At 46.2% G+C, this 769-nt stretch carries 1 protein-coding gene; it reads left to right on the top strand.

The genetic code is table 11. From position 1 onward, the window contains the following. Positions 1–18: 18 nt before the first annotated feature. Positions 19–769: cysJI operon transcriptional regulator CysL (gene cysL / locus ACWHAR_RS26150; RefSeq protein ID WP_452088307.1), on the top strand; the 751-nt coding region annotated here is incomplete at its 3' end.

Here is a 769-nt window from a genome sequence, read left to right as displayed (position 1 = left end):
ATGACAGGGGTGGGGTTTTTGTATTACGACGTGCTGAAAACGTTTATAGCGGTGGTAGAAGAAAAAAACTTCACAAAAGCGGCAGAAAAGCTGATGATCTCCCAGCCCAGCGTCAGTCTGCATATCAAAAATCTTGAGAAAGAATTTCAAACGGCTCTTCTAAACAGGTCGCCAAAACACTTTACGACAACGCCGACAGGAGACATTTTATATCAAAGAGCAAAGCAAATGGTGTTTCTCTACGAACAAGCCAAGGCTGAAATCTATGCGCATCATCACTATGTGAAGGGCGAATTGAAAATAGCTGCAAGCTTTACAATCGGTGAGTATATTCTTCCGCCGCTATTGGCCCAGCTGCAAAAGCTGTATCCAGAGCTGAACCTCGATGTCATGATTGGCAATACAGAGGAGGTCAGCGAGCGTGTGCGTATGCTTCAGGCTGATATCGGGCTGATTGAAGGACATACAAACGAGAATGAGCTGGAAATTGAACCGTTCATGGAGGATGAAATGTGCATTGCCGCTCCAAATCAGCATCCGCTGGCCGGGCGGAAAGAGATTTCGATCAGCGATTTGCAGAACGAAGCGTGGGTGACAAGAGAGAAAGGCTCCGGGACGAGAGAATTTCTCGATCATGTACTCAGTTCAAATGGACTTCGGCCGAAATCAATGTTCACTATCAGCAGCAATCAAGGTGTAAAGGAAGCGGTGATTAACGGCATGGGACTTTCGGTTCTATCCAGAAGCGTACTGCATAAGGATTTGATCA

The organism is Bacillus sp. LR--39, from assembly GCF_053613335.1.
The sequence above is the reverse complement of the archived record's forward strand: the minus strand, read 5'-3'. Positions and strand labels throughout refer to the sequence as shown.